Genomic DNA, 23,200 nt, shown 5'->3' on the forward strand with positions numbered 1-23,200 from the left:
AGATATTGTTGAGCGTTGACGGGGCAACCCGTGAGGGTCCCAGTCGACGAGGGAAGCCACGCTGAGCGAAGCGATGCGCGGCGTACAGAGGAGTGGGAGGCGGGTTTCCCTGCAACGTGACTATATGTCCCCCTGCTCAAACTCCACCGGTCCCGGCTCCCGTTCATCAATAATCGACTGCAGCACCATCCCGATAAACGGATTCTGGTTCAGCTGCATCGCCTGGATCACGGCCTTCTTAAGTTCCACGGGCACCTTGTCCCGGGGCCAGGCGGATACCGACAGGGCCGCCATGCCGATAGCGTGCTCGTAAATAGAAGTCAGGCAGGCCTGCAGCAGCGGTTCTCCTTCCCCGGGGTAATCCCGCAGGTAATTGGCAAAATTGACCAGCAGGTTTTCATCTTCCATGTACTGCCGCAGATGGGCCTCGGCGCAGTCCAGGAACAGATGGCGCCGGGTATCGATCCGCTTCTCGTCGCCGCCGGCTTCCGCAAACATCAGGTAGCGAAGAGCGGTCTGATCCTTCGGATGCTCATTGTAGAACTTGATCACATCTGGCCAGATGTCAATATCCAGATCGGCGGCAAAGTCCACGATCTCCGCATTCAGTCTGCCGTTGCGGTCGAACAGGGAAGACCGGATCTCCGGTTCCCAGTCTTTGTAAAAAATCAGGCTGTCGCACTTGCCAATCAGCAGCTGGGCTGCGTTGGCGGTGAGGACGGCTCCTTTTTTTTCGGCGGCCAGTACTTCCAGCCGGTCCTTGACGGCAAAGATGGTCAGCAGGTTCCGCGGCGTTTTGGCGTAGGTTTCCGCATGCCGCAGGAAATCCTGCAGCAACAGCTCCAACGGAATATGCAGCGACGGTATCATCGAGTTCTCGATGTTATCCTCCGCCGGGTCCCGGTCGGGGAGCAGGAAAATCAGATAGGTGATGATGACGTTGGCGGCGGCCAGATAGATATCTTCCGGAATTTCTTCCTGCTGCAGCAGCTGCGGCAGTTGGCTTTCCCTGATGATGACCGGCGACAGGGGCGGCCAGAAGACCCGCAGTTCCAGCCCATTTTTCAGCAGCCAGAGACGCTGGGCCGGGGTTCTGTATTGCAGCAACAGCAGGGTGATGGCCCTGCCCCAGCCCCTTGTATGCCGGGCGAGGAACCACAGTTCTTTCTGCGGGCGGATTTCGCTTAACTGACAGGCCATGCACAGGAAAATGGTAAACTCCTCGCAGCGGGCCATGGTGAACAGGTCGTTGTACAGATGCTCGGAAAAGGACTTGCGTACCTGGTCCAGGCCGATGAGCCCGCAGATCAGGTAGGCGAACTTGACCGCTTCCCGGTCCTTGGCGGTGTAGAACCATTCCTGGGCCAGATGCAGCAGGTCGTAGCTGAGCTTTTCGCCGCGAAGCTGGCCGGCCAGGGCAAAAAATACTGTGATGATGGGCGTGGTGTAGACTTTCTCATACAGATTATTTTTGGTTTTCTGGGTGGGATTTTTCAGCCAGGCCTTCAGCAGCAGGTAGATATCTTTGGCTTGTTCCATGTCGCCGTCTTCGGTTTTGGACCGGAACATGGCGGCGTCCTCGGTGCCGTAGGTATATTCCCGCATCAGATTGTCCGGCAGGGGGGAAGCGTCGTAGTTCCCCTTGCTGTCTATGTGTTCCACCACATACAGGTAGAGGCTTTGGTAATCTGTAGTTGTATTGGTGATTTCTTTATTGGAAGACATTTTGTAACCTCAGTTGCATCGTGTTTTGTTCAGAGAAAAGCAGGATACAGGTACAATTGGTAATGGGGCGATGCCGGGTGATTCGGATGCATATTCCCAAAGGGTCCGGATATTTCTTCCCGGACAATCCTGCCATTATTATAGAAATATTTTACATTACAGCATATTATATCACAATTTGCTTTCATGCAAGAGCCGTTTTAAGATTTCACATAATTTACAAGAATAATGTATACATGGCTTGAAACGGTTGAATTTGTAAATCTCTTATAATACAATAGAGCCACATATCGGAGGGAGCGCCGGTTTACTCTGCCGTTTTCAGCAGCAGGACCTCGTTTCCCGACAAAATGCCTGCACATTCCAAGGAGGAGACAAGATGAGAAAGATTAAGACGGTTTTAGTTGCGAACCGGGGCGAAATTGCCATCCGCGTGTTCCGCGCCTGTAACGAGCTGGGGATTCACACCATTGCGATTTTTTCCAAAGAGGATACCTTATCCCTGCATCGCAATAAAGCCGATGAAGCCTATCTGGTAGGCCGGGGCAAGGGCCCGGTGGAAGCCTATCTGGATATTGAGGATATCATGCGGATCGCCCATGAGCATGACGTGGACGCCATCCATCCCGGTTACGGGTTCCTTTCGGAAAATGCCGAGCTGGCCAAACGCTGCGCCGAAGAAGGGTTCATCTTTATCGGTCCCCGGGTGGAACACCTGATCATGTTCGGCGATAAGGTCAATGCCCGTGCCCAGGCGAAGCTGGCGGACATTCCCATGATCCCCGGCAGCGATGGTCCCATTTCTTCCGTGGAAGACGTGCGGGCTTTCGGCGAAAAGTACGGGTATCCGCTGCTGATCAAGGCGGTCAACGGCGGCGGCGGTCGCGGCATGCGCGCGGTCAATTCCCCGGAGGAAGTGGATACCGCTTATGCCCTGGCCAAGTCCGAAGCGCTGAAAGCTTTTGGCAACGATGAAATTTATCTGGAAAAATATCTGAAAGACCCGAAACATATTGAAGTGCAGATTCTGGGGGACGAACAGGGCGAGATCGTGCACCTGTACGAGCGCGACTGCTCCGTGCAGCGCCGTCACCAGAAGGTGGTGGAGATGGCTCCGGCCACTTTCGTGAAGCCGGAACTGCGGCAGCGGATCTGCGACGCGGCGGTGAAGCTGATGAAAAATGTGGATTACATCAGCGCCGGCACCGTGGAATTTTTGGTTACCGCTGACGACGAATTCTATTTTATTGAAGTAAACCCCCGTATCCAGGTGGAACATACCGTTACGGAAGCCATTACGGGGATCGATATCGTCCAGAGCCAGATCCGCATTGCGGAGGGCTACGGTATCCACAGCCCGGAAGTGGGCATTCCGGAGCAGGACAAGATCGGCATCCGGGGCGAAGCCATCCAGTGCCGTATCACTACGGAAGACCCGCTGAACAATTTCATGCCGGATACGGGCAAGCTCATCGCCTACCGCAGCGGCGGCGGCATGGGCATCCGTCTGGACGCGGGCAATGCCTTCACGGGTTCCGTCATCACCCCGTACTATGATTCGTTGCTGGTTAAGGCCACCACCTGGGGTCTGAACCATACCATCGCAGTGACCAAGATGCTGCGCTGCCTGAAGGAGTTCCGTATCCGCGGCGTGAAGACCAACATCGCATTTTTGGAAAACCTGCTGCAGCATCCGCATTTTATCAACGGTACCTATACCACCAATTTCCTGGACGAGACGCCGGAGCTGTTCCATTTCCCGGAAGGCCGGGACCGTGGCACCAAACTGCTGCATTATATTGGGGACATTACGGTAAACGGCTACGCCAATGTGGGCGTGGTACCCAAACCGGAATTTGCGCCCATGAATATGCCCAAGCCTTTCACCGGTGAACTGCCAGCCGGCACGAAACAGATCCTGGACGCCAAAGGGCCGGAAGGGCTGGCGAAGTGGGTACAGGAGCAGAAGGAAGTGCTGCTGACGGATACTACCTTCCGTGACGCCCACCAGTCTCTGTTCGCCACCCGCCTGCGCACGGCGGACATGCTGCGGGTCATTAAAGACACCGCCGGCAAACTGCCGGAGCTGTTCTCCTTTGAGTGCTGGGGCGGCGCTACCTTCGACGTGGCCTACCGGTTCCTGGACGAAAGCCCCTGGCGGCGGCTGCAGGAATTTAAGGAAGCGGCCCCCAACGTACTGTTCCAGATGCTGCTGCGGGGCGCCAACGCGGTCGGCTACACCAGCTATCCGGATAACGTGGTAAAAGAGTTTATCCGCCTGTCCGCCAAGAACGGCGTGGACGTGTTCCGTATCTTCGACTCCCTGAACAGCCTGGACAACATGCGCCTGTCCATTGAAGCGGTGCGGGAGTGCAACAAAGTGGCGGAACCGGCCCTGTGCTACACCGGGGACATTCTGGATCCGGAACGGGATAAATATAATCTGAAGTATTTTGTGGATATGGCCAAGGAACTGGAACGGGCCGGGGCCAACATCATCGCTATCAAGGATATGGCCGGCCTTTTGAAACCCCAGGCTGCCTATGAACTGATCAGCGCCATGAAGGATGCGGTGACGGTGCCCATCCATCTGCACAGCCACGAAGGCAGCGGCAACACCATTTACACCTATGCCCGGGCCATCGACGCCGGGGTGGATATCGTGGACGTGGCCATGAGCGCCATGAGCAACGGGACCGCCCAGCCTTCGGCCTCCAGTCTGTATTATGCCCTGGAAGGACATCCCCGTCAGCCCAAGCTGAGCGTGGACGCGCTGAACGAATTCTCCCGGTACTGGGAGACCATCCGTCCCTATTACAAAGCGGCGGACAAAACCGAAAACTTCCCCAACCCGGAAGTCTATGTGCATGAGATGCCCGGCGGGCAGTACACCAACCTGAAGCAGCAGGCTGCTGCCCTGGGGCTGTTGGACCGCTGGGAAGATATCAAGGACATGTATCACCGCGTCAGCATGATGTTCGGCGATGTGATCAAGGTTACGCCTTCTTCCAAAGTTGTCGGCGACATGACCCTGTACATGGTGCAGAACGAGATTACGGAAGAGGATGTGTATGCCAAAGGGGATACCATGGACTTCCCGAAATCCGTCATCGAGTTCTTTGAAGGCCGTATCGGCACACCTTACGGCGGGTTCCCGAAACGGCTGCAGAAGATCGTGCTGAAAGGAAAGAAACCTATTACCCAGCGTCCCGGCGCGGTGCTGCCTCCCGTTGATTTTGAAGAGGTACGGAAAAAACTGGAAGCCATGAACGCGCCTACCACGGACGAAGCGGTTTCCTCTTATTGCCTCTATCCCGATGTGTTCAAACAGTGGGTGACCCGCTGCGAGGAATACGGCGACGTAAGCGTGCTGGATACACCGACCTTCTTCTTCGGCATGACTGTCGGCGAGGAAGTGGATGTGGAAATCGAAAAGGGCAAAGTGGTCATCATCAAACTGATCCACATCAGCGAGCCTAACGAAAACGGCAAGCGCACCGTGTCCTTTGAATTTAACGGTATGCCCCGTGAGCTGGAGATCTTCGACAAGAATGTGAAGACGGAAAACGTGGCCCGCAAGAAAGCGGACAAGAGCAATCCGGATGAAGTGGGGGCCACCCTGTCCGGTTCCGTGGTGAAGCTGCTGGTGGAAAAGGGCCAGAGTGTAACCAAGGGAACGCCGCTGCTGGTCACGGAGGCCATGAAGATGGAAACCACCATCGCGGCGCCTATCGGCGGTATCATCGGCCAGATCCATGTTCAGGCCGGCAGCCGCATTGAGAGCGGGGACTGCCTGCTGGAGATTGATTCGAAGAATTAAAAACATTATTACCCGGCCTGATACCATCTGAATAAGCGGCGCACTCCCGGAGGGCGCGAGGAAGAGAAATACACGCAGTATTCTCAGCCACGCAAAACAAACTGAACCGCAGGCTTCTAAGCCCCGTGCCAACGGCACGCAGCGAAGCCAGGCACCGAAGCGTTTGCGCCGCGCTATGAAGATGGCATTAGCCGGGTTATTTATTTTTCAATTATTTCACCCACGGCATATTGCCAAGGCTGTGCTTTCGCGATAGAATATACTATCATGTTACTATGAAAAAACTGCTATGAAAAACTGTACTGCAGCTGCGAGGTGAAATAGATTTATGAACAATAACAACAACAATAACAACGGCAGACGGCCTCTTTACTATTACTACATCCTGGCCATGGTGGTGCTCATGGCTCTGAACACCTGGGTGTTCCCCGCCATGTTCAAGACCAAGGTGTCCGATCTGTCCTATGATGCCTTTATCCAGATGGTGGACGAGGGCAAGTTCGGCAAGGTGGAGATCAGCGACAAGCGGATCGCTGCTACGGCCAAGGACCCGGAGGATAAAAAGATTTATGTCACCGGCCGGGTAGACGACAATCAGCTGGTAGAAAAGCTGATGAAAAGCAAGGTGACCTTTTCTCAGGTCATCCCCAAGGAAAGCGGACCGCTGGAAAGCATATTCTATAACTGGATCCTGCCAATCCTGTTCTTCTTTATCATTGGCCAGCTGATCATGCGCTACATGGGCGGCAAGGGCTTTGGCGGCATGGGTAACTTTGGCAAGAGCAATGCCAAGGTGTATATGCAGGCCCAGACCGGCGTCACCTTTGCGGACGTGGCCGGACAGGACGAAGCCAAGGAAGCGCTGGTGGAACTGGTGGACTTCCTGCACAATCCCGGCAAGTATTCCTCCATCGGCGCTACCATGCCGAAGGGCGCGTTGCTGGTTGGCCCTCCCGGCACCGGTAAGACGCTGCTGGCCAAGGCCATCGCCGGGGAAGCCCGGGTGCCCTTCTTCAGCATTTCCGGTTCCGAATTTATTGAAATGTTTGTCGGCATGGGCGCGGCCCGTGTCCGTGACTTGTTTAAGGAAGCCCAGAAAAAGGCTCCCTGTATTGTGTTTATCGACGAAATCGATGCCATCGGCAAAAAGCGTGACAGCGGCGCCTTCGGCAGCAACGATGAACGGGAGCAGACCCTGAACCAGCTGCTGTCCGAAATGGACGGTTTTGACGGCAGCAAGGGCGTCATCATCCTGGCGGCTACCAACCGTCCGGAATCCCTGGACGCGGCTCTGTTGCGTCCGGGCCGGTTTGACCGCCGGATTCCGGTGGAACTGCCGGATGTGAACGGACGTGAGTCGATCCTGAAAGTTCATGCCAAAGACGTGAAGATGCAGGACGATGTGGACCTGAAGAAGATTGCACGCTCCACCCCCGGCGCCAGCGGCGCGGAACTGGCCAACATCATCAACGAAGCGGCCCTGTGTGCCGTGCGCAACAACCGGGACAAAGTGACCAACGCCGACCTGGAGCAGGCGGTGGATATCATCATCGCTGGGTATCAGCGCAAGAACATGGTGATTTCCGAAGAGGAAAAGAAGAATACGGCGTATCATGAAATCGGGCACGCGCTGGTAGCGGCCAGCCAGACCCACAGCGCCCCGGTGGAAAAGATTACGATCATTCCCCATACCAACGGTTCCCTGGGTTACACCATGCAGGTGGACGAACAGGAGAAGCTGAATTATACCAAGGAAGACCTGTTTACCAAGATTGTGACCTTTACCGGCGGCCGGGCTGCGGAAGAAGTGGTGTTCAACCACATGACCGCCGGCGCTTCCAACGATATTGAGCAGGCCACCCGTCTGGCCCGGGCCATGGTGACCCGTTTCGGCATGACGGAAGAATTCGGCATGATGGGCATGGAGACTATCCATAACGCGTATCTGGGCGGCGACGCTACCCTGACCTGCAGCGAGACCACCCTGGCGAAGGTGGACGTGAAGGTCATGGAGATTATTAAGGAAGCACACCAGAAGGCTCTGGCTATTTTGCGGGAGCATCGGGAGGAACTGGACCGGCTGGCGGCGTACCTGCTGGAAAAGGAAACCATCACCGGTGTGGAATTCATGGCGGTGCTGAATAACGAGGACCCGGTGGAAGCGGTGCGGAGAGCGGCGGAAGAAGCCGAATCCCGCAATGCGGAACAGCGGGTGAAGGATGAGGAAAAAGCCCGCCGGGAAGCGGAAGAACTGGCGGCCAAGCAGGCCCAGTGGACGGCGGCTTCGGCTGCGGCCGGCATGGCAAGCGGCGCCCTGGGAACGGAAGCGACGGACGGGACGGCGGAAGCTGCTTCTTCGGAGAATCCCCCGGAGCGGGAAAAAACCATTGCGGAAGTGGACGCGGAAATGCGAGAAGCCATCCGTAAGGCGGAAGCGGACCCGGAGGAAGCAGAACGGGAAGCCCGTACGGTTGAGGAAAACAGCGGTCTCACCGATGCGGAGTTCCGCTCGGCTGACGAAGAGAAAAAAGAATAGTTTGTGGTTGCCGATTTGGTAAAATTGTAAAAATAAAAACTCCCTGCTATTCGGGGAGTTTTTATTTGAAAGAAAAAAGAAATTTGACAAACAAATTATAAAGAAAGATAAAAAAGCGGAGACGATATCTCTGAAGACCCCCCTTTTGACGTGTGAAACGAGAAAGGGGAGTAAGGGATATCATCTCCGCTTTTTTAATAACTGTTTTAGATTTTTTCCGCTTCGCCCATTTCGCTCCAGCCGGTGCGCAGTTCCGGCGGGCGCTGTACGGTGTGGTCGGTCCGCTGGGTGAAGCCCCGACCGAAGACGTCGCTGGCGTCCTGGACGATCATGAAGGCAAAGGGGTCCAGCTTTTTCACCAGTTGTTTGATTTTGGCTACCTGGGTCAGTTTGACCACGCAGAACAGCAGTTTCCGGTGCTGGTGGGTGTAGGCGCCTTCCCCTTCGATGTAGGTGACGCCGCGGCCTACGATTTTGATGATGGCTTCCGCGATTTCTTCGTTCCGGTCGCTGATGATGATAATATTTTTCTTGAAGTCAAAGCCGTCGGTGAAGGCGTTGGAGACTTTAAATACGATGAAGTAAGCTGTGAGGGTGTACAGGGCCGGTTCCAGTCCGAAGAAAAAGGCGCCTGCCGTCAGCAGTACGATGTTGATCAGGAAACCGGTGGTGCCGATGCTGATGCTGTAGAATTTTTGGACGATGGCGCCGATGATGTCGCTGCCGCCGGTACTGCCGCCCACCCGGTACAGGGTGCCCAGCCCGATGCCGTGGAGCACGCCGCCGGCGATACAGCTCAGCATGGGGTCGTGGACCTGGGTTAATTGCTGCAGCGGCGCGAACAGCTGCAGGAAGAAGGACAGGACCAGGGTGCCGTAGATGCCGCTGATGAAATAGTTGCGGCTCATGAGTTTATAGGCCAGGATGAACAGGGGAATGTTGAAGAGAATGTTGGTCAGGCTGACCTGCCAGCCGAACAGGTAGTACAGGATCATGCCCAGGCCGGTGATGCCGCCGCTTAATAGGTGGTGGGGCAGGAAGAACGCATTCAGCGCTACGCCGGAGATGCAGGTCCCCAGGGTGATGGTCAGGTAACGTTTTAACTGTTTATTCATTATATAATACTCCTTGCAATGAAATACTTACCTAGCATACCACTATGGCGGAAAAATGCAAGAGGAATTTTATTGAATTTGTTTTTTCAGGGGGAAGCGGATTAATTCTTTCGGGAAAACACAGCTTCAATGGGTTCGCTCGCTGGCTGTGTACAGACGAATTGATCCGCGTTTCTTTTTTTTCCGCGGCAAATATTTAAAAAAAACATAAAATATGCTAAAATACATGTGGTATTTTGTATACAGTATTATTTTTATGTTTGCGGAACGCAGTGGTACGGATTTGGATAAGACCGACGCTGCTTGCCGTAATGACAGGGAACCTTTTATGAAACTGACGGAAACAGGATATGCCAAGATTAATCTGGGGCTGGATGTACTGGGGCTGCGGCCGGATAAGTATCACGAGGTCGCGATGGTGATGCAGACGGTCAGTCTGTCGGATACCGTAACCATTACGGAGAGCCCGGAACTGGAAGTGACCACAGACCGGCCGGAGCTGGAGGGAGGTCCTTCCAACCTGGCGTACAAAGCGGCTGTGCTGATGGGAGAGTTTGCCCGGCGGGAGCCGCGGGTGCATATCCATATTGAAAAACGGATTTTTCTGACTGCGGGACTGGCAGGGGGCAGCACGGATGCCGCTGCGGTCCTGCGGGGCCTGAACCGGTACTGGGAGCTGGGTCTGCCTGCGGAAAAACTGGAACGGCTGGGCGCTAAGCTGGGGTCTGACGTACCTTTTTGTGTAGCGGGCGGAACGGCGCTGGCCACCGGCCGGGGTGAAATACTGACGCCGCTGCCGGACTTGCCGCCGCTGCAGCTGGTGCTGGCAAAACCGCAGCTGGAGATTTCCACGCCCTGGGCGTACCGGGAATTTGATAAGCAGAAAAATGTGATCCATCCGGATATTGACGGTATGGTGCAGGCCGTACGGGCCGGCGATGTGCCGGGCGTGCTGCGGCGGTTGGGCAATGTGCTGGAACCGGTGACGGCAGGGGCGCACCCGGAAATCGGAGAGATCCGGGAGGACATGCTGGCGTATGGGGCGGAGCCGGTCATGATGAGCGGCAGCGGTCCTACCGTGTTTGGATTTGTAAAGAACAGAGAAGCCGGCGAACGAATTGCCGGGATACTGCAGTCGCTGTGTCTGGAAGCAGCGGTGGCGGAACTGGTTGGGAGGAAAAGTGTATGAGCGGACATCTGGAACAGATTCGTCTGGACAGTTATAAACCGTTGCGGGAGCTGGTGTGCGAACACATCCGCGACGCGATCATCAACGGCGTGTTTGCGCCGGGCGAACGGCTGATGGAGATACAGATGGCGGATGAGATGGGCGTTAGCCGCACGCCGGTGCGGGAAGCAATCCGCAAGCTGGAGATGGAAGGCTTTGTGGTGATGATCCCCCGGCGGGGGACCTATGTGTCCAATATGTCGATCCGGGATATCAACGACGTGTATGAAATCCGTATCAGTCTGGATACTCTGGCGGCGGGGCTGGCGGCCGAGCGGATCAGCGATGAGGAGCTGGAGGAACTGCAGCGCCTGCTGGTTAAGGTCGGCAACGCCATCGAAGAAAATGATATGGCCAAAGTGGTGGAAGCGGACATCGAATTCCACGACGTGCTGTATAAGGCCAGCCGGAACGAGCGGCTGCGCAACATCATCAACAACCTGCGGGAGCAGATTACCGTGATCCGGGGCGTATCCATGCGCTATCCCGGCCGGCTGAAAGACACCCAGGAGGAACACCGCCGCCTGGTGGAAAGCATTGCGGCCCGGAATGTGGAGAAAAGTCAGGAAGCGGCCCGCATCCATCTGGAAAATGCGGAGCGGACGCTGATGATTGCCATGTCGGAGCGGAAGGGCGGCGAGGAGCTGCGGAATTCCCTGGGGGCCAAAAAGTGACGGAAGACAATGAATACGGAAATGCGAAAAGAAACGGAGACGCTGGCTGATCAGCGTCTCTTTACATATGACCTGGTGATCCTGGCCGGCGGTGGGGGGACGGTATCCCTGCCGGGACAGGGACTGCGGGCCAGGGCGCTGGCGGAGTTGAAGGGCCGGCGCCTGCTGGAGTATATACGGGAAGCTGTCCGGCAGAGCAGGCGGGTGGCGTCTGTGGTCCTGGTGACCCACAGCGCACACGTAAATGCGTTTCGGCAGGCGGCCCCGGATCTGCTGCTTTGTGTCTGTGACGGCAGCATGGCGGAATGTGCGGCGGCGGCCATACAAAAATTGCGGGAGCAGCCGGGCCATGAGAATATAACCAGGGTGGTGACCGTCTGCGACGACCTGCCTTTCCTCACCGGTGAGGCGCTGGATGATTTTATTGCCCGGGCGGAAGCGGCGGAGGCGGACGGGGTCTATGCCATTGTCCGGAAAGAGGCCTGTCTGCGGGATTACCCTACGCTGCGGCGCACATTCTTTCATTTAAAAGAAGGGGACTTTACCGGCGGCAACGTTTCGCTGGTTTCCGTTTCCCTGTTCCCCGGCTGTATCGAAAAAATGCAGGAGGTGTTCGCCCTGCGCAAAAATCCGCTGAAGCTGGCGGCCTGGCTGGGAGTTTCTTTTATTGTGAAGCTGTTGTTCCGGCAGTTGTCCCTGGCGGATGTGGAGGCTAAGGTCTCCGCCTTGTTCGGTTACCGGGGCCGGGCAGTGATCACGGAATATGCCTGCATCGGTACGGACCTGGATAAGGCGGAGGAGTGGCCGCTCGCGGAAAAGTATTTGTAATTACAGAAGCATAGTTATATAATGTAGCCGGTACAAAAATTTCATAAAATACAAGAAACCGAAAAAAATTGTAAAAATGTGCAACTGAAATTCGGTTTGCAATAAAAATGCAGCGGATGACAAAACTGTTTTCATAAAACCGTGAAATTAAAATTCGATATGCAATAAAGAGGAGAGAGAAAGAATGGCAAACTTAACAGCTATAATTCTGGCGGCAGGCAAGGGCACGCGCATGAAATCCAAATTACCGAAAGTGCTGCACAAAGTGGGCGGGCACCCCATGCTGGAGCATGTGATGGACGCGGCGGAAGCGGCCGGCTGCCGTGATAACGTGGTGGTGATCGGCCACGGCGCGGAGCTGGTGCGGGAACTGGTGGGAGACCGGGCCCGGATCGCCCTGCAGGCGGAACAGCTGGGGACCGGTCATGCGGTGCTGCAGGCTGCGGATACCCTGAAAGATTTTACCGGCACGGTGATGATCCTGTGCGGGGATACGCCGCTGCTGGAGGCGGATGAACTGGAAAAGTTCTATGCGGAGCATGTTAAATCCGGCGCGGCGGCTACGGTTATGTCCGCCCTGATGGATGATCCTTTCGGTTACGGACGGATCCTGCGGGATGCTAACGGGGACGTGGCCGGCATTGTGGAACAGAAGGATGCTTCCGAAGAGCAGAAGCAGATCAAAGAGATCAATACCGGGAACTATTGTGTGGAAGCGCCGCTGCTGTTTGAAGTGCTGCGGACCCTGGGCAACGATAACGCCCAGGGTGAGTATTACCTGACGGATGTGCTGGCCAAGCTGCGGGCCATGGGTAAAAAGGTGGGCGGCGTGATCACCGCGGACAGCGAGATGATCATGGGTGTCAACAGCCGCCGCCAGCTGGCCGAGGCGGAAAGCGTCATGCGCCGCCGGATCGCGGAACGGCACATGGATGACGGCGTGACCATTATGGATCCGGCTTCCACTTTCATTGAAAAGAGTGTAAAAATTGCGCCGGATACCGTGATCTACCCCAACACCTGGCTGCAGGGGGCGACGGTGATCGGGGAGGACTGCGAGATCGGCCCCAACGTGCGCCTGGAAAACGTGAAGGTGGCCGACGGCTGCCGTGTAGAATTTACCCATGTCCATGACTGTGAGATAAACAAATAAAGAAGAACAAAATTATTTATAAAAAGTTAAAACCGGGTTGCCCCGTTTTTTCCTCAATAAAAATACTTGTGAAAAATGGGTGATTTGGTATATACTAAATAGGGAATTTTAAAACAGTAATTTGCGGCAAGTCATTTCAGAAATCCATGAAAAACAGGGGAGGAAGTCCAAAATGTTGGCAAATGAAGACAAATTCAGGATTTTTACAGGCAACGCAAATCCGGACCTGGCACGGGAAATCGCGGCCTATCTGGGAACCACGTTAGGCGATGCGGTCATCAACCGGTTCAACAACGGCGAAGTGCAGGCCATGATCAACGAGAGCGTTCGCGGCAAAGATGTATTTATTGTCCAGCCTACATGCGGACCCGTTGTCAATGACAATGTCATGGAACTGCTGATCATGGCTGATGCGTTCAAGCGCGCCTCCGCCAATCATATCATTGCGGTGATCCCCTTTTATGGTTACGCCCGTCAGGATCGCAAGGCCCGGGGCCGTGAACCCATTACGGCCAAGCTGATGGCGGATATTCTGCAGTGCGCAGGCATCACCCGGGTGCTGACCATCGACCTGCATGCGGCCCAGATCCAGGGCTTCTTCAACATCCCGTTGGATCATATGCCGGCTGCGCCGGTTCTGGCAGATTACATTAAACAGAAAGACCTGAAGGATATGATCGTGGTTTCCCCTGACCTGGGCGGCGTAAGCCGTGCCCGTGTGTTTGCGGAACGTCTGAGCTGCGGTCTGGCCATTATTGATAAACGCCGTCCGGAACCGGGTGTGGCGGAAGTCATGAACCTGATCGGCAGCGTAGAAGGCAAGACGGCCATCATGGTGGACGATATGGTAGATACAGCTGGTTCCCTGACAGAAGGGGCCAAGGCGCTGAAGAAGTTTGGGGCCAGGGAAGTTTATGCCTGCTGCACCCATCCCATCCTGACCGCTCCGGCTATCAGCCGTATCGCCGCTTCGGAAATTACGGAACTGGTAGTGACCAATACCATCCCGCTGACGCCGGAGAAAAAACACCCCAAGATCAAGGTGCTGTCCATTGCCCCGATTCTGGCAGAGACCATGCTGCGCATCTACAACGACTGGTCCGTAAGCCAGCTGTTTGAAGAAGTGTAAGGACAGGAAGTTTCTTAATGTAAGGTACCCATGGGTCCGGTTTACGGACCGGTGTTTTCGTAGGATTCGGTTTTCTCAGGCTCCGTGTCATGGTATGCGGAGCCTTTCGTATTTTTAGTAATCAAGGGAAACGTGATTCATTTGTTTACGCGTCTGCTTCGTGCTTTTGCGTGCCGGCAGTTATGCAAATACAGTGAATCGGTGTTCTTCTTGCAAAGGTAGTGTTTATGCGTGTGTTATGTATCTTGGGAGCGTTTTATCTGGCAGCCTTGATTTTGCTTTGGATGGGGCGCTGCGGTAAAATTTCCCGGAAAATGGCGGTGCTGGTTTCCGCAGTCTGCCTGCTGGCAGGTTCCGGCGCGCTGGCGGCGGCAGTGTATCCGATTGGCAACGGGTACGGGAAAACGGTGAACCGGCTGACGGATTTGCAGGTCAGTGGAAAGCATGCTCTGCCGTTACAGGGCACAGCAGTGAACAATGGCGTGACGGGAAACCCTGCAGCCAAAACTTCTGTGACTGCATCCGAAAGGCTGTCCGGACCGGTGGCGCAAAAGTCTGTTCCGGAAAGTGGAGAATCCTCTTCTCCGGCTATGTTGTCAGACAGATTTATTGCCCTGACCTTTGACGACGGCCCCTATCCGCCCTATACCGACCGCCTGCTGGATTTGTTAAAAGCAAAAAAGATTCATGTCACGTTCTTTCTGGTGGCGGAGCAGGCGCAGCAATATCCGGAACTGGTGCGGCGCATGACGGCGGAAGGACATACGGTGGGACTGCACGCCTTTCGGCACCGGGACTTCCTGAAGCTGACGGAAGAAGAAAAACGGAAGGATCTGGAGCAGGGCAAAGCTGTACTGCACGCTATCACCGGAAAAGATCCGGTGTACTGGCGGCCCCCTCACGGGTTCCGGGATTTTTCGGTGATGGAAACCGCGGCAGCGCAGAACCTGACGGTGGTCAACTGGTCTGTGATTCCCCGGGACTGGACGGGGATTGACAGTCAGGAAATTTATCGCCGGGTCATGGACAAAGCAGAAGACGGATCCATCGTGCTGCTGCACGACGGGGACAGCCCCGGTTACAAAGCGTCCCGGCAGGCCACGGTGGACGCAGTGGCTCCCCTCATTGACAGCCTGCAGGAAAAAGGGTATCATTTGGTATCGTTGGAAGAATATCAGGAGAAAATCAGATGAAAATTATTGCGGGACTGGGGAATATCGGCAAAGAGTACGATAAGACCCGGCATAATATCGGTTTTATGGTGGCGGACGAGCTGGCCCATCGCTGGAATCTGGAAGGAAGCTGGCGAACGGACCGGAACGCCATGTTTGTGGAATACCGGGCGCCGGAAAAAGTATTTCTGCTGAAGCCGACGACCTATATGAATTTAAGCGGCAACGCCGTGGGCCCCTGGGCTCACTTCTATAATATCGCCCCGGAAGACGTGGCGGTGGTCCATGACGATATGGATTTGCCACTGGGAACCATCCGGATCCGGAAGAACGGATCCAGCGGCGGCCATAACGGGATCAAATCCATTATCAGCAACCTGGGGACGGACGCCTTTCCCCGGTTCCGGCTGGGCATCGGTCACCCGGTCCATGAACAGCAGGCAGTGATCAGCCACGTGCTGCAGCCATTTGCCGGCGACGATAAACAGCTCATTGAAGATGCCGTGAAAAAAATGGCTGACGCTCTGGAACTGTGGCTGAAAGAAGACGGCGACTTAAGCAAAGTGATGCAACAGTTCAATACCAAAAAAAAATCTAAAACTGCTACTTGCACTCTGCAAAAGAGTGTGATATTATAGTGAAGCATTAATGTCGGGTAATATTAATGCAAATAAAAAAAGAGGTGCATAGAAATGAAAGAAAAAATCCATCCGAAATTTTATACTGACTGCAAAGTAACCTGTGGCTGCGGCAACACCTTCACCACCGGCTCCACCAAACCGGAGCTGCGCGTGGACGTATGCAGCAAATGCCATCCCTTCTATACCGGTCAGCAGCGCAACGTAGCAGCCCGCGGCCGTATCGAAAAATTCAACAAGCGTTACAATGTAGAAAGCAAATAAAAGCAACTCACACAGCAGAGCTTAGGCTCTGCTGTAGTTGTATATGGGGGAACTTGTTCCGGCAAGCGCTTCCCGGTCTTGTCTGATAAACATATAAATCAATTATGGCTAAACTGAGTATTGGCGGACAGGCGGTCATCGAAGGCGTGATGATGCGCGGTCCCAAAGACGTGGCGGTAGCAGTTCGCAAAGCGGACGGTACCATCGACGTGGATGTAAAACCGGTCAACAGTATCTCCGACCGGTATCCGATTTTAAAAAAACCGCTGCTCCGGGGCGTGGTGGCCCTGGTGGAATCTCTGGTGATGGGCATGAAGGCCCTCAGCTATTCCGCCCAGGTCTCCGGCGACGAAGATGAGCAGATGGACGACAAGGAGATGGCCCTGACCATGGTGGTGTCCGTGGCCCTGGCTGTCGGTCTTTTTATTGCCATTCCCACCTGGTCCATGCGCTATCTGCAGCAGTGGACCCAAAGCAGCCTGACCCTGAATCTGGCGGAAGGCTTTTTACGCATGGGCATTTTTCTTGTCTATATTGCCGCCATATCTTCTATGGAAGATATCCAGCGGGTGTTCAAGTACCACGGGGCGGAGCACAAGACGATCTTCACCTACGAAGCGGGCATGCCCCTGACGGTGGAAAACGTGCGGACCTTTCCCCGGCTGCACCCCCGCTGCGGCACCAACTTCCTGATGATCGTCATGTTGATCAGCATCTTTATTTTTGCCTTTCTGGGCTGGCCCAACCTGGCGGAACGGATCCTGTCCCGGATCGTGTTAATGCCGGTGGTGGCGGGCATCAGTTACGAGCTGATCCGCTTTGCCGGAAAGAATAACGACAAACCCTGGGTGCACCGGATGATCCTGCCGGGGCTGCTGCTGCAGAAGCTCACCACCCGGGAACCGGACGACGAGATGATCGAGGTGGCCATTGCTTCCGTGAAGGCGGTGCTGCCGGAAGAGGAATTGCAGAAAGTGGAGATGCAGGTGCCGGACGCTATCGCGTTGCAGGCGCCGGCAATGGCGGAGACGGTGTCCGTGCCGGTCTCCTGTGAGGAAAAGACATGTTAGAAAAATTACACGGGGTAGAAGAAAAATATCTGGATCTGGAAGCGAAGCTGTCTGACCCGGATGTGGTTTCCGACCCGGAACAGTATTTAAAATACGCAAAGGCCCATGCCAAACTGCAGGAGATCGTAACGGTCTACCGGGAGTATAAAGAGCAGAAAGCCCTGTACGATGACGACATGGCTGTGGCGGAAGAGAACAGCGATCCGGAACTGGCGGAGATGGCCCGGGAAGAAGCGGAATCGTTAAAGCCGGTGCTGGAGGACTATGAAAAGAAACTGACCCTGCTGCTTTTGCCCGGGGACCCCAACGACGACAAGGATATCATTCTGGAGATCCGGGCCGGGGCCGGCGGGGAAGAGGCGGCCTTGTTTGCGGAGGTTTTGTTCCGCATGTACACCCGGTATGCGGACACCATGGGCTGGTCCGTGGAACTGATGGATTCCAACCCTACGGAGCTGGGCGGTTTTAAGGAAGTGGTAGCCCAGATCTCCGGCGCCGGAGTCTATGGCCGTATGAAGTTTGAAAGCGGCGTGCACCGGGTGCAGCGGGTACCGGAAACGGAATCCCAGGGGCGGATCCATACCTCTACCTGTACGGTGGCGGTGCTGCCGGTGGCGGAAGAGGTGGACGTGGATATCCGCATGGAGGATATCCGGATCGATACCTACCGGGCCGGGGGCGCTGGCGGACAGTATGTGAACAAGACGGAGTCCGCGGTGCGTATGACCCATATCCCCACGGGGATCGTGGCCCAGTGCCAGGATGAAAAGTCCCAGCTGAAGAACCGGGAAAAATGCCTGCGGGTGCTGCGCTCCCGTATTCTGGAGATGAAGCAGCAGGAACAGCAGCAGTCGGAAGCGGCGGAACGGAAGAGTCAGGTGGGCACCGGGGACCGCAGTGAGCGGATCCGTACCTATAATTATCCCCAGGGGCGGGTTACCGATCACCGGATCGGCCTGACGCTGCACAAACTGGACGCTATCGTGAACGGGGACCTGTCGGAGCTGCTGGATGCACTGGTGACAGCGAGCCAGGCGGAAAAATTACAGCAGGTGAAATAAAAATGACGGAACCGACCGTTTGGACTGTAAATAAAATATTGCAATGGACACAGCAGTACTTTTCCGGAAAGGGCCTGGAAAATCCACGCCTGGATGCGGAGGTACTGCTTTGTGACGTGTTGGACTGCCGGCGGATCGACCTGTTCATGCGGCTGCAGCAGGAATTGCTCCCGGAAGAACTGAAAAAATACCGGGAGTTCGTACTGCGGCGGGCTGCCTGGGAACCGCTGGCCTATATTATCGGAAGAAAAACATTTTTGCAGTGGGACTTCCATGTTACGCCTGCTGTGCTGATCCCCCGCCCGGAAACGGAGCTGCTGGTAGAGAAGCTGGTGCAGTACTGCACGGGAAAGAGTCTGGCCCTGCTGGAAAAGGAAGCCTTCTGGCGTAAAAAGGCGGAGGAGGCCAGAGCGGCGGTGGAAAAGGCAAGGATCCTTTCTGCGGAAAAGCTCCGGGAAGAGACGGATCCGGAGCAGGCGGCTGTGTGGCAGCAGGAAGTGGCGGATCGGGAGGCGGTGGCTTCGCAGACGGCGGAGCGGGCCGGCCTGCTGCAGGAGGATGAAAGAGAAAAGGAACCTACGGGCCATCGGGGTCCCGATATTCTGGATATCGGCACCGGCAGCGGCGCCATTCTGCTTTCCTTATTAAAATTACTGCCGGAAAGCCGGGGGCTTGCCGTGGATATTTCCCCGGAGGCTCTGGCTGTGGCAAAAGAAAATGCCGGCTTGTTGGGCGTAAGTGAGCGGGTCTGGTTCCGGCAGTCTGATTTTTGGACCGGGATCCCGCAGACCGCCCAGTTTGATATTGTGGTATCCAACCCGCCTTACATTCCGGCGCAGGTCATCGGGACGCTGGCCCGGGATGTGCAGAAGGAACCCCGTCTGGCATTGGACGGCGGCGCTGACGGACTGGATGCCTACCGAAAAATTGCGGCAGGTCTGCCGCAGCATGTGAAACCGGACGGACTGGCGGCCTTTGAAGTGGGGATCGGTCAGGGGGAACCGGTGGCCGGGCTGTGCCGGGCGCAGGGCTTTACAGTAACGGCGGTGGTAAATGATTATGCGGGTATTGACCGGATGGTATTTGCCGCAAGACCGGGCAGTTCCAAAGCGGAATGGGTGAAAAAGCTGTTATGATGAATTGGATTGCGCAGGGGAATTGAGTCATGGAAACGAAGTTTTTGGAATTAAAAAAGGATCCGGAAGGGGCGATTGCGGAAGCGGCCGGCCTGATTGCGGCGGGCGAGGTGGTTGCCTTTCCTACGGAAACGGTCTATGGTCTGGGTGCAGACGGTCTGCAGGCGGAGGCGGTAGCAAAGATTTTTGCGGCCAAGGGCCGTCCGGCGGATAATCCGCTGATCCTGCATATTGCGGATCCGGAACAGATCCATGCGCTGACCACCGGGCTGAACGCCAATGCCCGGGCGCTGATGGAAACGTTCTGGCCGGGACCGCTGACTATTGTGGTACCCCGTTCTTCCGTTGTGCCGGATATCGTGACGGCCGGGCTGGATACGGTAGCGGTCCGTATGCCTTCCCATCCGGTGGCGGCGGCCCTGATCCGGGCGGCAGGCTGTCCCATCGCCGCGCCCAGCGCCAATGTGTCCGGCAAGCCCAGTCCCACCAACGCCAAAGATGTGGCTGAGGATATGACCGGGAAGGTAGCGGCCATCCTGGACGGCGGCAGCTGCGGGATCGGTGTGGAATCGACGGTGGTGGATACCACGTCCCCGGTGCCCACCATTTTGCGGCCCGGGGGGATCACCCGGGAGATGCTGGAGGATCGGCTGGGGGCTGTGGAGATCGATCCGGCTCTCAACGGCGATCCGGCCCTGCGTCCCAGGGCGCCGGGCATGAAGTACCGTCACTATGCGCCCAAAGCGCCTTTGTATCTGTATGAAGGGGAACAGGCCGCGCTGCGTCTGACAGAGGCGGTGCAGCGCTCCCAGAAACTTGGCCTGCATGTGGGGGTCCTGTGTGATGACGCGGTGAAAACCAGGCTGGAGGAAAGTCTGCGCCGGGGCCACAGGGCGGAAATTTTTTCCTGGGGGCAGGGCAAACCGGATCTGGCCGAGCATCTCTATGAACTGCTGCGTGATTTTGACAGGGTGTCTCCGGATTTTATCATCGGCATGGGCGTAGACGAAAAAGGACTGGGGCTGGCGGTGATGAACCGGCTGCGGAAAGCGGCAGGCTATCAGATCCTGCAGGCGGAGGACAATACAATTGTTATCAAGAGCGGCAGCGGCTTTCCGGATTTGTTGCTGACGGTGAAAGTGTGAGGGTTCTGTAAAGGCTCATTCACGCAAGGCACGCGCTGTGAATGACAATTCGGAGACTGTTTTTTTCGGTAAAAATCTGCGGAATGGGACTGCAGCCATCTGTTTTTCCGGGATGTTTTTTCCTGAAAAACTACATATGGTACTGCAGGGCATTTTATGATAAAATATATTGAATAGGCATGTGGTTGTTTCAATCGGTAAAAGACCGGATTCTGATTCCGGACCGGCAGGAGGCGCTCTATGAAAATTGTAATCGGCAGTGATCACGGCGGGATTCATCTGAAAGAAGTATTGAAACAGCATCTGGCGGAACGGGGCATGGAAGTCTCTGACGCAGGTACCTATACGGAGGAGTCCTGCGACTATCCGGATATTGCGCTGAAGGTCTGCCGTGAAATTACGGCAGGGAAGTCGGAACGGGGGATCCTGGTCTGCGGCACCGGTATCGGCATGTCCATGGCGGCCAACAAGGTTAAGGGGATCCGCGCGGCCCTGTGCGGGGATGTGTTTTCTGCCGCCATGAGCCGGGAACATAATAATGCCAACGTGATCTGTTTAGGCGAACGCGTGCTGGGCGCGGGGCTTGCGACCCGCATCCTGGATGCCTGGCTGGATACGGAATTTGCCGGCGGGCGGCATGAACGCCGGGTAAACAAGATCATGGCGATTGAGGAATAAAGGGGAAACGATAAAATGGATCTGTCCCAAATTGCTGCGGAGGTTACGGCGGCGGCTGAAGAGCTGATTGCCGTGGCAAAGCCAAAAGAAGGACGCATCTTTGTACTGGGCTGCAGTACCAGCGAGGTGCTGGGGTCTCAAATCGGTACGGCCCGTTCGCCGGAGACTGCGGAAACGATCATCAATGCGGTTCTGGCTGCCACCCGCAGCCACGGACTGTTCCTGGCAGTACAGTGCTGTGAACACCTGAACCGGGCGCTGGTGGTGGAAGAGGACGCGCTGGAACGGTTCGGCCTGACGGAAGTGACGGTGCATCCTGTACCGGAAGCCGGCGGCAGCGCGGCCAGCCGCGCCTATGAACTGTTTGACCGTCCGGTGGTGGTGGAGTCCGTAACCGCGGACCTGGGCCTTGATATCGGGCAGACGCTGATCGGCATGCACCTGAAACGGGTGGCAGTGCCGGTACGCCTTTCTGTCCGGCACATCGGAGACGCGGTGCTGACGGCGGCCCGTACCCGTCCGCCTCTCATCGGGGGAGAGAGAGCGAAATATTTTTAATATATGTTGAGCAATATTAATCTGAAAGGAGCCTTACCCATGAACGTACACGTAGTAGAGCATCCGCTGATTGCCCATAAGCTGACCATGATGCGGGACAAGAACTGCAACAGTAAGAACTTTCGTGAGCTGCTGGGAGAAATTGCTTCCCTGATGACATATGATGTCACGAAAGACTGGGAAACCGAACCGGTGGAGATTGAAACGCCGCTGGAAAAGATGACCGGTACCCGGCTGAAAGACGAAGTGACTATCATCCCGATCCTGCGTGCCGGTCTGGGGCTTCTGAACGGCGTGATCAATATGATCCCACATGCCCATGTGGGCCATATCGGGCTGTACCGGGATCCGGTAACCCATAAGCCGGTAGAGTATTACTGCGGCCTGCCCAAACAGCTGGACGCGAAATGCATCGTGGTGGATCCCATGCTGGCCACCGGCGGTTCCGCGGCGGCGGCCATTACCATGCTGAAGGAAAAGGGCCTGCATAATATCTGTCTGATGGTGCTGGTAGCGGCGCCGGAAGGAATCAAAGTGATCAATAAAGAACATCCGGACGTGGAGATCTACACGGCGGCCATCGACCGGGAGCTGAATGATAAGGCATATATCCTGCCCGGACTGGGCGATGCAGGCGACCGGGTTTTCGGTACCCTGTAAGAGGGAGCGGGCCGAAGGATTCACCTGGTGCAAAAACGGAGAGTAAGCAGGAATTTTATAAAAAAGATAGGTTACGGATTGCGCTGTCTGTGTGGATGCAGGACGGCGGAATGAAGGGATTGTTATGAGCAGTACTGAAATCAGACCGGACTGGGACCATTATTTTATGGAGATCGCCCAGGTGGTCAGCAAGCGTTCTACCTGTCTGCGCCGCAGTGTTGGCGCGGTCATTGTGAAAAACAAGCAGATTCTGGCTACGGGTTATAACGGAACGCCCAAGGGCATGCCTCACTGTGGGGAAGTCGGGTGCCTGCGGGAGCAGCTGCATGTGCCGTCGGGAAAAAATCACGAACTGTGCCGGGGGATCCATGCGGAGCAGAACGCGGTAGTGCAGGCCGCGGTACATGGCGTGTCCGTGGAAGGCGGTACCCTGTACTGCACGAACCAGCCCTGCGTGGTTTGTACAAAGATCCTGATCAATGCAGGCATCGAACGGATCGTATATAAGGATCCGTATCCCGATAAGCTGGCGGAAGATATGCTGGCGGGTTCCGGAATCCGGGTGGAAGTACTGGACGCGGAAACGCCGTAAGAAAACAGCGGCCGGCCC

The 23,200-nt window shown here is 55.8% G+C and carries 20 protein-coding genes; 18 read left to right on the forward strand and 2 right to left on the reverse strand.

Going from position 1 to position 23,200, the window contains the following annotated elements; translation table 11 throughout:
• Window positions 1-120: 120 nt before the first annotated feature.
• Window positions 121-1,725, reverse strand: a complete 1,605-nt coding sequence (locus QZV31_RS00335) for a hypothetical protein (protein ID WP_295356562.1) — start codon at window positions 1,723-1,725, stop codon at window positions 121-123.
• A gap of 379 nt (window positions 1,726-2,104) precedes the next feature.
• On the opposite strand from QZV31_RS00335, the gene QZV31_RS00340 reads away from it, so the two are divergent.
• Together QZV31_RS00340 and ftsH are read left to right on the forward strand one after the other, a co-directional pair.
• On the forward strand, window positions 2,105-5,545 hold the full coding sequence (locus QZV31_RS00340) for a pyruvate carboxylase (RefSeq protein ID WP_295356565.1): 3,441 nt from the start codon (window positions 2,105-2,107) through the stop codon (window positions 5,543-5,545).
• Window positions 5,546-5,873: 328 nt separating this feature from the next.
• Entirely contained in the window at window positions 5,874-8,081 is a 2,208-nt protein-coding gene (ftsH, locus tag QZV31_RS00345) for an ATP-dependent zinc metalloprotease FtsH (RefSeq protein ID WP_295356568.1), read from the forward strand.
• Between the two features lie 206 nt (window positions 8,082-8,287).
• Here ftsH and QZV31_RS00350 read toward each other — a convergent pair whose 3' ends face one another.
• On the reverse strand, window positions 8,288-9,196 hold the full coding sequence (locus QZV31_RS00350; protein WP_093729027.1) for a YitT family protein: 909 nt from the start codon (window positions 9,194-9,196) through the stop codon (window positions 8,288-8,290).
• A gap of 328 nt (window positions 9,197-9,524) precedes the next feature.
• Here QZV31_RS00350 and ispE point away from each other — a divergent pair, with 328 nt between their 5' ends.
• The 16 genes from ispE (at window position 9,525) to QZV31_RS00430 (ending at window position 23,182) form a co-directional block, all read left to right on the forward strand.
• A complete protein-coding gene (gene ispE, locus QZV31_RS00355; RefSeq protein WP_295356572.1) occupies window positions 9,525-10,385 on the forward strand; it encodes a 4-(cytidine 5'-diphospho)-2-C-methyl-D-erythritol kinase in 861 nt (286 codons plus the stop codon).
• Window positions 10,382-11,098, forward strand: coding sequence for a GntR family transcriptional regulator (locus tag QZV31_RS00360; RefSeq protein ID WP_093729028.1), 717 nt, complete (start codon window positions 10,382-10,384; stop codon window positions 11,096-11,098). Before ispE ends, QZV31_RS00360 begins: the two co-directional genes overlap by 4 nt.
• A gap of 9 nt (window positions 11,099-11,107) precedes the next feature.
• Window positions 11,108-11,926 (forward strand): nucleotidyltransferase family protein, encoded by an 819-nt coding sequence (locus tag QZV31_RS00365; RefSeq protein WP_295356574.1) that lies wholly within the window; start codon window positions 11,108-11,110, stop codon window positions 11,924-11,926.
• A 184-nt stretch (window positions 11,927-12,110) separates the two neighbouring features.
• Window positions 12,111-13,079, forward strand: coding sequence for an NTP transferase domain-containing protein (locus QZV31_RS00370; RefSeq protein ID WP_295356576.1), 969 nt, complete (start codon window positions 12,111-12,113; stop codon window positions 13,077-13,079).
• A gap of 172 nt (window positions 13,080-13,251) precedes the next feature.
• The gene (locus QZV31_RS00375) at window positions 13,252-14,208 is read left to right on the forward strand and encodes a ribose-phosphate pyrophosphokinase (RefSeq protein WP_295356578.1); all 957 of its coding nucleotides are present in this window, start codon (window positions 13,252-13,254) and stop codon (window positions 14,206-14,208) included.
• Window positions 14,209-14,435: 227 nt separating this feature from the next.
• Complete coding sequence (locus tag QZV31_RS00380; RefSeq protein WP_295356581.1) at window positions 14,436-15,401, forward strand: polysaccharide deacetylase family protein; 966 nt, start codon at window positions 14,436-14,438, stop codon at window positions 15,399-15,401.
• A complete protein-coding gene (pth, locus tag QZV31_RS00385; protein ID WP_295356584.1) occupies window positions 15,398-16,018 on the forward strand; it encodes an aminoacyl-tRNA hydrolase in 621 nt (206 codons plus the stop codon). The genes QZV31_RS00380 and pth overlap by 4 nt, the downstream gene beginning before the upstream one ends.
• Before the next feature lie 54 nt (window positions 16,019-16,072).
• On the forward strand, window positions 16,073-16,282 hold the full coding sequence (gene rpmE, locus QZV31_RS00390; protein WP_093729034.1) for a 50S ribosomal protein L31: 210 nt from the start codon (window positions 16,073-16,075) through the stop codon (window positions 16,280-16,282).
• 101 nt (window positions 16,283-16,383) lie between these two features.
• On the forward strand, window positions 16,384-17,352 hold the full coding sequence (locus QZV31_RS00395; RefSeq protein WP_366508667.1) for a DUF1385 domain-containing protein: 969 nt from the start codon (window positions 16,384-16,386) through the stop codon (window positions 17,350-17,352).
• Window positions 17,346-18,413, forward strand: coding sequence for a peptide chain release factor 1 (prfA, locus tag QZV31_RS00400; protein ID WP_093729036.1), 1,068 nt, complete (start codon window positions 17,346-17,348; stop codon window positions 18,411-18,413). The genes QZV31_RS00395 and prfA overlap by 7 nt, the downstream gene beginning before the upstream one ends.
• 2 nt (window positions 18,414-18,415) lie before the next feature.
• Window positions 18,416-19,549 (forward strand): HemK/PrmC family methyltransferase, encoded by a 1,134-nt coding sequence (locus QZV31_RS00405; RefSeq protein ID WP_295356593.1) that lies wholly within the window; start codon window positions 18,416-18,418, stop codon window positions 19,547-19,549.
• 29 nt (window positions 19,550-19,578) lie between these two features.
• The gene (locus QZV31_RS00410) at window positions 19,579-20,694 is read left to right on the forward strand and encodes an L-threonylcarbamoyladenylate synthase (protein WP_295356595.1); all 1,116 of its coding nucleotides are present in this window, start codon (window positions 19,579-19,581) and stop codon (window positions 20,692-20,694) included.
• Window positions 20,695-20,934: 240 nt separating this feature from the next.
• Window positions 20,935-21,372 carry a ribose 5-phosphate isomerase B gene (gene rpiB, locus QZV31_RS00415; protein WP_295356598.1) on the forward strand — a complete coding sequence of 146 codons (438 nt, stop codon included), beginning with the start codon at window positions 20,935-20,937 and terminating at the stop codon, window positions 21,370-21,372.
• Between the two features lie 15 nt (window positions 21,373-21,387).
• Entirely contained in the window at window positions 21,388-21,930 is a 543-nt protein-coding gene (locus tag QZV31_RS00420; RefSeq protein ID WP_295356600.1) for a TIGR01440 family protein, read from the forward strand.
• 39 nt (window positions 21,931-21,969) lie between these two features.
• Window positions 21,970-22,590, forward strand: a complete 621-nt coding sequence (gene upp / locus QZV31_RS00425; RefSeq protein WP_295356603.1) for a uracil phosphoribosyltransferase — start codon at window positions 21,970-21,972, stop codon at window positions 22,588-22,590.
• A 124-nt stretch (window positions 22,591-22,714) separates the two neighbouring features.
• Complete coding sequence (locus QZV31_RS00430) at window positions 22,715-23,182, forward strand: cytidine/deoxycytidylate deaminase family protein (RefSeq protein WP_093729041.1); 468 nt, start codon at window positions 22,715-22,717, stop codon at window positions 23,180-23,182.
• Window positions 23,183-23,200: the final 18 nt, after the last annotated feature.

The organism is uncultured Succiniclasticum sp. (assembly GCF_902793885.1).
Classification (GTDB): Bacteria; Bacillota; Negativicutes; order Acidaminococcales; family Acidaminococcaceae; genus Succiniclasticum.

Excerpts from the sequence above, each read along its gene's own strand:
- QZV31_RS00335 (WP_295356562.1), bottom strand. The coding sequence starts at position 1,725 with ATGTCTTCCAATAAAGAAATCACCAATACAACTACAGATTACCAAAGC.
- QZV31_RS00340 (WP_295356565.1), top strand. The coding sequence starts at position 2,105 with ATGAGAAAGATTAAGACGGTTTTAGTTGCGAACCGGGGCGAAATTGCC.
- ftsH (WP_295356568.1), top strand. The coding sequence starts at position 5,874 with ATGAACAATAACAACAACAATAACAACGGCAGACGGCCTCTTTACTAT.
- QZV31_RS00350 (WP_093729027.1), bottom strand. The coding sequence starts at position 9,196 with ATGAATAAACAGTTAAAACGTTACCTGACCATCACCCTGGGGACCTGC.
- ispE (WP_295356572.1), top strand. The coding sequence starts at position 9,525 with ATGAAACTGACGGAAACAGGATATGCCAAGATTAATCTGGGGCTGGAT.
- QZV31_RS00360 (WP_093729028.1), top strand. The coding sequence starts at position 10,382 with ATGAGCGGACATCTGGAACAGATTCGTCTGGACAGTTATAAACCGTTG.
- QZV31_RS00365 (WP_295356574.1), top strand. The coding sequence starts at position 11,108 with ATGAATACGGAAATGCGAAAAGAAACGGAGACGCTGGCTGATCAGCGT.
- QZV31_RS00370 (WP_295356576.1), top strand. The coding sequence starts at position 12,111 with ATGGCAAACTTAACAGCTATAATTCTGGCGGCAGGCAAGGGCACGCGC.
- QZV31_RS00375 (WP_295356578.1), top strand. The coding sequence starts at position 13,252 with ATGTTGGCAAATGAAGACAAATTCAGGATTTTTACAGGCAACGCAAAT.
- QZV31_RS00380 (WP_295356581.1), top strand. The coding sequence starts at position 14,436 with ATGCGTGTGTTATGTATCTTGGGAGCGTTTTATCTGGCAGCCTTGATT.
- pth (WP_295356584.1), top strand. The coding sequence starts at position 15,398 with ATGAAAATTATTGCGGGACTGGGGAATATCGGCAAAGAGTACGATAAG.
- rpmE (WP_093729034.1), top strand. The coding sequence starts at position 16,073 with ATGAAAGAAAAAATCCATCCGAAATTTTATACTGACTGCAAAGTAACC.
- prfA (WP_093729036.1), top strand. The coding sequence starts at position 17,346 with ATGTTAGAAAAATTACACGGGGTAGAAGAAAAATATCTGGATCTGGAA.
- QZV31_RS00405 (WP_295356593.1), top strand. The coding sequence starts at position 18,416 with ATGACGGAACCGACCGTTTGGACTGTAAATAAAATATTGCAATGGACA.
- QZV31_RS00410 (WP_295356595.1), top strand. The coding sequence starts at position 19,579 with ATGGAAACGAAGTTTTTGGAATTAAAAAAGGATCCGGAAGGGGCGATT.
- rpiB (WP_295356598.1), top strand. The coding sequence starts at position 20,935 with ATGAAAATTGTAATCGGCAGTGATCACGGCGGGATTCATCTGAAAGAA.
- QZV31_RS00420 (WP_295356600.1), top strand. The coding sequence starts at position 21,388 with ATGGATCTGTCCCAAATTGCTGCGGAGGTTACGGCGGCGGCTGAAGAG.
- upp (WP_295356603.1), top strand. The coding sequence starts at position 21,970 with ATGAACGTACACGTAGTAGAGCATCCGCTGATTGCCCATAAGCTGACC.
- QZV31_RS00430 (WP_093729041.1), top strand. The coding sequence starts at position 22,715 with ATGAGCAGTACTGAAATCAGACCGGACTGGGACCATTATTTTATGGAG.